General features: G+C 63.3%; 5 protein-coding genes. 4 read left to right on the top strand and 1 reads right to left on the bottom strand.

Annotated features, from left to right (window positions below):
• Positions 1-404: 404 nt before the first annotated feature.
• The gene (locus tag MFF64_RS35990; protein WP_238193800.1) at positions 405-1,211 is read right to left on the bottom strand and encodes a GGDEF domain-containing protein; all 807 of its coding nucleotides are present in this window, start codon (positions 1,209-1,211) and stop codon (positions 405-407) included.
• A gap of 452 nt (positions 1,212-1,663) precedes the next feature.
• Between MFF64_RS35990 and MFF64_RS35985 the strand changes: the two genes are divergently transcribed.
• The 4 genes from MFF64_RS35985 to MFF64_RS35970 all read left to right on the top strand — a co-directional run bounded on the left by MFF64_RS35985 (position 1,664) and on the right by MFF64_RS35970 (position 8,433).
• Positions 1,664-3,460, top strand: coding sequence for a putative bifunctional diguanylate cyclase/phosphodiesterase (locus MFF64_RS35985; protein WP_238193798.1), 1,797 nt, complete (start codon positions 1,664-1,666; stop codon positions 3,458-3,460).
• A 388-nt stretch (positions 3,461-3,848) separates the two neighbouring features.
• On the top strand, positions 3,849-5,525 hold the full coding sequence (locus MFF64_RS35980; RefSeq protein ID WP_238193796.1) for a methyl-accepting chemotaxis protein: 1,677 nt from the start codon (positions 3,849-3,851) through the stop codon (positions 5,523-5,525).
• A 936-nt stretch (positions 5,526-6,461) separates the two neighbouring features.
• Positions 6,462-7,802 (top strand): MFS transporter, encoded by a 1,341-nt coding sequence (locus tag MFF64_RS35975; protein WP_238193794.1) that lies wholly within the window; start codon positions 6,462-6,464, stop codon positions 7,800-7,802.
• Between the two features lie 208 nt (positions 7,803-8,010).
• Positions 8,011-8,433, top strand: a complete 423-nt coding sequence (locus MFF64_RS35970) for an excisionase (protein WP_238193793.1) — start codon at positions 8,011-8,013, stop codon at positions 8,431-8,433.
• The last annotated feature ends 386 nt before the right edge of the window (positions 8,434-8,819 follow it).

Below are 8,819 nucleotides of genomic sequence, written 5' to 3'. Positions count from 1 at the left end.
GTGGCGAGCGCACGGAGATGTCGAGGGCTCGCAGCGAGCAGCATCACAAGGGGTCAGTTCGCCCCATGCCCAGCGAAGGGTAGGGCGGTTAGCGCTCAAGCGCCAGGAGCGTCGTGCAGCGTGTTCGATGGCCTGCCAGATGTAAGGGCGCTGCTGCGTCGATCCGGCAGTCCTCAGGCATTCTGAGCCCAGCACGACACCTTCAGCTCTCGTGGGGCAGCTTTGCCAGGAGCGTCCCTCGTGGGCCCAGCCGGATGTGGCCCCAATCGGACCCCCGATCCGCCGCCATCGAGAGACCTGATGGAGTGGGGAGCCGTTCGCTGGTTGCGAGGGACCGTCTGATTTGGAGGTGGGAAGCAGAGCCCGACTGCCCTGGACAAGGTGTCGCCGAACTCGGCCGTAGGTTAGCTTGCCGAGGTCAGTGGCAGGCTCGTTCCAGCCTGAAAAGGGAAGGTCTGAGGGGGAGCGACCACAATGCGGTTACGGCCGGCGGTCTTGGCGCGGTAGAGCGCCTGATCGGCCTCGACATACAGCGCCTGAAACGACTGGTTCGGTCTGCGTGTCGCAACCCCGGCCGAGATCGTGATCGATACGATCGTCGAGCCGACATGGACCGCCGTCCGGGCTATCGTTTCCCGGAAGATTTCGAGCTGGCGAAGCAGGCCGTCCTCATCGCAGTCATTGGAGATCAACGCGAACTCTTCGCCTCCAAGACGGCCGATCCGACCGATCGCGCCGAGCTCGCGCTGCATGATGTCGGCAACGGCACGAATGACGTGATCGCCCACGAGATGGCCGTGCCGGTCGTTGACCGATTTGAAGTGATCGATATCGACGATCAGCAGTGCCATTAGCGTCGAACGATCTTCCACCCCTTCGAGCAGGGCTCGGCGGTTCAACAACCCGGTTAACGGGTCGGTCTGGCTAGCCTGAAAGAGCGTGAGATGCGCTTTGCCGATTGCGCGCGTGGCCGGTGCTGCAACGACGACTACGACAAGAACAGTGATCACCCACGAACGGAAAGCAGATGGCCAGTCCTGAAAGAAGACAAGCTGTTGAATGATATCTAGTGCGAGTGCAACGCTGATGCAGAATGAAGTGGTCCGGACCGTATATATCCAAAGATCTCGCCCCGTCGCGATGCGAATCTTCCGAAGCGGGTTGAATGTGAGAGGCATATCGAAACAACAAGGGCAGAGCGGTACGTGCATGCTGATCTAACAAGGTCGTTTAAAGCGAAGCATAAGATTTAGCGTGAAGGAGATATAAATCTCCGGTCCTCAAGGATCGTTTGGCCGCCGCAGCGATACGAGGTGCTCGTGGCTGGGCTGTGCCGCCGCCCTGTCCCCAATCCAGTGCGTCGACACGGTACCGTGAATAGGCCAGGGATTGCGCGAGGCCTGCACGGCGCATTTGCACCGGGGTAGCGGACGCGTGGTATCTCGGGTTACCGCCAAGGCTATTCGTTCGTGCCGTCGAGAAGCAGGCTTAGATTTTGCCCGTTCATTATTCGCTGACGATATCTTGAGATCCGGTTGCGATTGCCACCACCTGGGCAGGGACTGGTAAGGTCTAACGGGGCAGGTGAGGACCCTCGAGTTGAGGCCTGGAGTGAGCGGAGCACTGCCCACTGCTTCTCCTCGCGGAGGATAGCGGTCGCCCGATGTCTGGAACCCCTTGCCGCGAGCGTCTCGAAGAAGAGCGTTTGAATGCTCTTCAGACCCTCAACCTCCTCGACACGCCGCCGAGCGAGAGCTTCGACCGCATCACGCGGATGGCCAGCCAGATCTTCAACCTGCCCATCGCCGCGGTATCGCTGACAGATCGTGATCGGCAATGGTTCAAGTCGCGTGTCGGCGTCGACCACCATTCCATCCCACGCGACAAGGCGCCATGCGCGCAGGTGGCCGAGAGCTCCGACGTTCTGGTCATCCCCGATTTCGCGCAGGATGCCTGCTACGCCGAAAGCCTGCTCGGTCGCTCCGGCATCCGCTTCTATGCCGGCGCGCCGCTGGTTACACGCGAGGGCTACGGTCTCGGTGCCCTGTGCGTGCTGGGAACCGAACCGCGCACGATCGCCGCTTTCGAGATGACCGCCCTTAAGGATCTAGCCGCCATTGTCATGGCGCAAATCGAGTTGCAGCACGCTTTCGGCCGGGTTGACCCCTTGAGTGGGTTGCCCACCCGGAACCAGTTCCTGGACGACTTGGCCGATCTTGCAGCCGAGCATCCGCACGAGACGAGGCTCGCCGTGCTCGTAGATCTCGCTCGACCCGAGCAGATCAGCGCTTACTCCCGCGTCATGGGCCCAGATCGCGTCGACGATCTGGTGCGAGATGCCGCTCGGGAATTGCGGCGGCTCGTAGGCATGGATCGTAGGGTCTACCACACGGCGGCCACGCAGTTCGCCTTCCTGGCAGCCCCGGACGTCGAGCAGGACGACTACGTTCATCGACTGACCGACGGGCATCGCTCGGCACGCCAGCGTTCGATGACCGGCATGCTCCTGACCAGTGCCATCGGTGTGAGCGTGTTCAAGCCGTCCGAGATGGCACCGCAGGACGTGCTGCGCTCCCTCTACAGCGCAGTCCAGGACGCGCGCGCGTCGTCTGATCTCGTCGGCGTCTACTCGTCCGCGGCCGACGAAGCCTACAAGCGCCGGTACCGGCTGCTCCAGGATTTTGGTCCTGCCCTCCGGGCTGACAACCAGTTGCGCCTCGTCTTCCAGCCGCGCATCGACTTGTCTACGGGGCGATGCGTCGGGGCGGAGGCGCTACTGCGCTGGGACCATCCGTTCCTGGGCCCTGTAGCCCCCGGCGAGTTCGTGCCCGTCATCGAACACTCGCCCAATGCACAAGCCATGACCGCTTTCGTCCTGGACCGAGCGGTCGCACAGGCACGCCGCTGGCAAGAAGACGGGCACAGGCTCGTCATGTCGGTCAACGTCTCGGCTGCCAATCTCCACGAGGCGACCTTCAGCGGCTCGGTCGAGGCCGCTCTCCGGCGCCACGGCCTTGCTCCGGAGCGGCTGGAACTAGAGGTGACCGAGAGTGCGATCATGCAGGATGCCGAACAGGCGCGGCGTCAGCTAGAAGCGCTTGCCGCAGCGGGCATCCGTTTGGCCATCGACGATTTTGGCACCGGCTATAGCAGCCTCGCCTATCTCCAAAACATCCCGGCTCACGTCGTGAAGATCGATCAGAGTTTCGTGCGCAAGCTTGGGGACGGTGAGCGGGAGCAGTCGCTGGTCCGCTCGATGATCAGCCTCTCGCACGAACTCGGCTACCGGGTGGTCGCGGAGGGCATCGAGACAGCCGCGGCAGCCGACCAGCTCCGGGGAATGGCCTGCGACGAAGCGCAGGGCTATCACTTCGCCCGCCCGCTGGAGATCAGCACGTTCGCGTCCTGGCTCCGGGAACATCAACAGGACACCTCGCACGAGGCGGCGCTTGCCGGCTGAGCCGCTGCCTATCGGGCGCGTGCATTCCGCCACCGTCACGCGTTCGATGCGGACGGACTTGTCCGGCTGACGGCAGTCGACGTGCGCAACGGAGCGATCGTTTGCTTGGCCACGGATGCGCTGACCCGGCCTTGCGCACCTAATGAATACATGCCGCACAACTCCAGATGCCCGCTAATATAATTCGAGGATTTTCGAGGTGCGCCTAGATCGACATTGAAATTTCGCTCATTTACTAATGATTAAGCCTGACGCCGATAATTCTGTGCTTGCAATCAGCCTTACGCCGGGTGCTGCGTTCTTGATCTGACAGGATCGAGCCGCATGATGGCGTCCGCCTGTCGCAGCAGGCCCCGATCCGACGCGGGGCGAACCATGACAGGCATCCATGATCTCCCGCATTGGCAACCGCATCCAGCTCATCACTGTGACTGCTCTGGTCGGCATGACCCTGCTCATTGGCTTAGCCGCTTGGGATCTCTCGCGGGCCGTTACCGACGCACGCGAGATCCAGACGCGCAACCTCGTTGAGACCGCCCACAGCATGCTCGGGTATTTCGAGGGGGAGGAGCGCTCAGGCCGCATGAGCCGTGACGCCGCGCAGCGGGCCGCCATCGCGGCGGTTCGGGAGCTGCACTACGCGGGTACAGAGTATTTCTGGATCCAAGACATGCAGCCGCGCATGGTCTTCCACCCCAAAGCGGAGCTGATCGGCCGTGACGTCGGCGCGATGACCGATCCGAACGGGAAACAGCTTTTCTCCGAGATAGTCGCGCAGGTGAAGCGGTCGGGCGGCGGCTTCGTTCCCTACATGTGGTCGAAGCCCGGCGCCGATATCCCAGTTGCCAAGATCTCATACGTGCAGGGCTTCGCACCCTGGGGCTGGATCATTGGATCGGGCATCTACGCCGACGATACGGCATCTCAACTGCAACCGACTTTGATCCGGCTGTTTGGCAGTGCCGCCGTTGTGGCCTGTGTCCTCGCTGTTCTGGCGATGCTAATCGGACGGGGGGTTACGCGTCCGCTTCGCGCTCTGACCGAGGTCATGGAAGGGCTCGCCTCAGGCGATCTCGCTCGTTCGGTGCCGCGGTCTACACGAGCCGACGAGATCGCGCGTATGATCAGTGCGGTTCGGGTGTTCAAGGACAACCTGATCCGCACGCGTACATTGGAGGAAGAGACCGCACAGGCGCGCCTTGCTGCCGAGGAGCAACGTAAGGCGGGCATGCGGCAGATGGCCGACGGCTTCGAGGCCGCGGTCGGCAGCATCATCGGCATGGTCTCTTCCGCAGCGACAGAGTTGCAGGCCACCGCCAAAACCATGACGGCCACAGCCAACGAGACGGCGAGCCAGTCCAACAGCGTGGCGGCGGCTGCAGAAGACGCGGCCTCCAACGTCAGTACGGTCGCGGCGGCGGCCGAAGAACTCGGTTCGTCCGTTCAGGAGATCGGCCGGCAGGTCAACGGCTCGGCTCAGCTCGCCCAGGATGCGGTGGACGAGGCGGCTCAGACGACCGAACTCGTGCAGGAACTCAGCGGGGCGGTGGCCAAGATCGGCGATGTGGTCACGATGATTTCAACAATCGCCGGGCAGACCAACCTGCTAGCCTTGAACGCCACAATCGAGGCGGCACGCGCTGGCGAGGCCGGTCGAGGGTTTGCTGTCGTCGCCAGTGAGGTAAAGGCGTTGGCCAGGCAGACGGCGCGGGCTACTGAAGAGATCGCATGTCAGATCGCCCGGATACAAGGCTCCACTGGTCAAGCTGTGTCGACCATCAGCTCGATTGCCGTGCGCATCCGGGAGATCAGCAGGGTGAGCACCACCATCGCTGCAGCGGTGGAGGAGCAGGGTGCGGCCACGCATGAGATCGTGCGCAACGTGGCACAGGCTGCGATGGGCACCACCGCTGTGACGGGCAACATCGCTGGTGTGGCCAGTGCGGCTGAAGAGACGGGTGCAGCTGCTCGTCAGGTTCTCGGGGCAGCTTCAGAGCTATCGCACCAGTCCGAACACCTTGCTGCCGAGGTTGGGCGTTTTCTCGCAACGGTCCGAGCAGCCTGAGATCCAGCGTTTGGGCCCATCATCAAGCGCTACCCGGAAGACTGGGCCACCTAGCTAATCCGGTGGCGAGCACGGGCGGCTGATCAACGCGGACGTCAGCAGCGACCCTCTCCGAGGCTTTGCTGCTGCCATGAGCTGCGGGCGCAGGGAGATGTCGAGGGCTCGCAGCGAGCAGCATCACAATCGGTAGCAAACCGAACGGATTTTTGGGGTCGAGAGCGGCGGTTCGGCGCTCGCCGACCCCAAGTCGGCTCCTGGCGCACGGCCGGAATCGAGCATTAAAGGTTACCTACGACACCCCCCTCCATCATTGGCGCTTCCGTTTAACGGAAATCACCAGCAGCGCTCGCGTCGACCTGACTACTCGGCGGCTGCGCCCTCGAAGGCCTGGGAAGGCGATCTAGCGCGCTCCTAGCACAGCTGGAAAATAGCTCTGTCCAATCAGCAGGGTAGGGGGCTTTCAGCTCAGATCATAATCCTTGTGTCGGGGGTTCAAATCCCTCCTCCGCTACCACCCGTTTAGCCCGCTTGGTCAACGACTTAGCGGGCTTTTTCGTGTCCGATAGTCTGTCGAAACGTGTTGCGATTGCCTGCAACACGGGTGCAGGTTTTACAACGGGTTACGGCGTGGCGTAGGTTGCTCCACGCAACACCAGCGCAACACGTTGGGGCGCGAATTCCGACGGCAGACCCGCTCTCCGACCAGGGACGTCCAGCGAGCTGGTGAGATGCAGCTGCGGTGCATGCGGGGCAAGCGGTCGCTGCTTCCAACGAGCTTGGAGGCAACGGTGAGCTACCTGGCACGCGGCGACCCGCATGCCGGAACAGTATGCCTGGCCTGCGCCGCGAAGCGTGCTCTGGCTTAGGTGATCTCAGCTTGCCATAACTCAGTCCAACGCGACGCCGCCCCAAGAGCGGTGCGACAGGGAGGGTGTTATGGCCACAATCGAAAATTTATCCAGCGTGCCAGCGAGCGCTGTCACCCAGGAAGAGCGAAAGGTACTTGCAGCCACGCTCGTAGGCACGGGCATCGAGTGGTACGACTACTTCGTCTACGCGCAAGCAGCAGGCCTCGTCCTCGGTCCGCTCTTCCTCGGCCCGATAGCGCAGGACAATCCGGCTTTGGCGCAGATCTTGTCCTTCGCCACCATTGGCGTTGCCTTCCTCTTTCGGCCCCTCGGCGCATTGGTTTGTGGCCACCTCGGCGACCGGTTCGGCCGCAAAGCTACCCTCGTCATGACCCTGGTGTTGATGGGTGCGGCCACTGCGCTCATCGGACTGCTGCCGACCTACGCGCAGATCGGTGCTTGGGCCCCGGTCTTCCTGATCGTGCTGCGCATCCTGCAGGGCTTCTCCGCCGGTGGGGAGTGGGGCGGGGCGGCTCTGATGGCGGTGGAGCATGCCCCCGTCCATCGTCGCAGCCTCTTCGGTGCTTTCCCACAGGTCGGAACGCCTGTCGGCATGATCGTCGCGACTGCGACGCTGCTCATCGTGACGACGTCAATGAGCCGCGAGCAGTTCATGGCTTGGGGCTGGCGCCTGCCGTTCCTGTTCTCCATCGTGCTGATCGTCGTCGGCTTCGTCATCCGCCGGAGTGTCGAGGAATCGCCGGTTTTTGAGGCGTTGCGCCAGCGCCGCCGCGAGGCATCGGCTCCCCTGTCGATCCTGTTCCGGCACCACGCCGGAAAGGTCCTGCTCGCGGCGCTCATCTTCGTGGCCAACAATGCGGCCGGCTACCTGCTGATCGCGTTCCTGATCAGCTACGGGCAGCGTGTTCTCGGCCTGCCGGCCAACAGCGTGCTCATCGCCTGCACCCTGGCCTCTTTCGGCTGGCTCGCCTTCACGCTGCTCGGTGGCTACCTGGGCGACCGCATCGGAAATGTGCGCACGTTCCAGCTCGGCTACGTTGCCATGGCGCTTTATGCCATTCCGATGTGGTTCCTGCTTGATGGCGGCGGCATCCTGCTGTTCTTCCTCGCCGCCTTCCTGCTCACGATCCCCCTCGGACTTTCCTACGGACCTCAGGCCGCGCTCTATGCCGACATGTTCCCGGCTCACGTGCGGTATTCCGGGGTATCGATGGGCTACGCCCTCGGATCGATCCTTGGCGGGGCATTTGCCGCCACCATCGCGCAATGGCTGATCGCGACATACGGCCAGTCCTGGCTGATAGGCGGCTACGTCGCGATCTTGTCCGTCATCTCTCTCACTGCCGCTACCCTGGCCGGGAGGTCGGCTGGAAGCGGAGCACTCCTCGGCGACACGGCTCCGGCCTAACTCGCTGGCTCCAGGTCCTGTTGACGGCTTGGACCAATGGAAGATGTGGCGTCGGCGATCGGGTGCCGCGTCGAAGCTGCCGCGTGGACGACTGAAGGCCGTCGACCCACGCATCATCGAATGCGGCATGGGAGGGGCTGCGACAGGGCGGGCATCCACTTGGATCGTCCCCTTCTGTCGCTCTCCTCAACGTAGCTCGGAGCAACACATGACCAAGCCTCCCACCAAGGAGCCTCTGGCAAGGTCTCAGATCTCTGACGATGCTCCGCTCCGGCTGGCCGATGCCGCTCGCCTCGCCTTTCCGGCAGGCGGGATGACGGCCGCAAGCCTTCGCCGAGAGGCCGCCAAGGGGCGCCTTTCCATCGAACGTATCGCCGGGAAGGACTTCACCACGCTCGCCGCGATCGAGCGGATGCGCGAGCTGTGCCGGCTGCCGCCGAAGGAAATCTCGCACAATCCAGCATCAGGCGGCCCGGCTCCACCTGATGGATACCTGAGGCCGCATGCTGCGGCATCAGGATCTATCGCAAAGGAGGCAGCACATCTCTTGCTGCAGAAAATCATAACCTCACCGCAGCCAGCTCCAACCAGGCCGGCTGCCAGGCGCGCAAAGCCGCGGCCGACGACCTGATTGCGGCCTCGAGTGGTTCAGGAAAGCTGCACGGCCCACATCCGAGAGCTAACCCTACCCACCTCCGGTCAATCAGCCCGGAGCATCACATGACCAAGCTCCCCATCGGGATGCTGCCTCGCGGGCCCACTCGCGACCAAGCGGCCGCGTACTGCGGCTGCCATACCCCGGAGGCTTTCGCAGACTGGGTTCGACGCGGTATCGTGCCCGGGCCTGTGCTGTGGCGATTGCAGGCGGCGGGCATCCGGAAAAGAGAGGGTGAGGCGGTGAGGCGCAACCCACGCAGGGCCTACGATGAGCAAGGCCGCGAGATCGCGCCACCCACCGTCGGGAGCGCCCGCTCGGCGGCCTACTCGCAGTCCTTCACCCGCCGCGCTGGCGAGGAC

Origin of the sequence: Methylobacterium frigidaeris (assembly GCF_022179185.1) — a bacterium.
Classification (GTDB): domain Bacteria; phylum Pseudomonadota; class Alphaproteobacteria; order Rhizobiales; family Beijerinckiaceae; genus Methylobacterium; species Methylobacterium frigidaeris.
The sequence above is the reverse complement of the archived record's forward strand: the minus strand, read 5'-3'. Positions and strand labels throughout refer to the sequence as shown.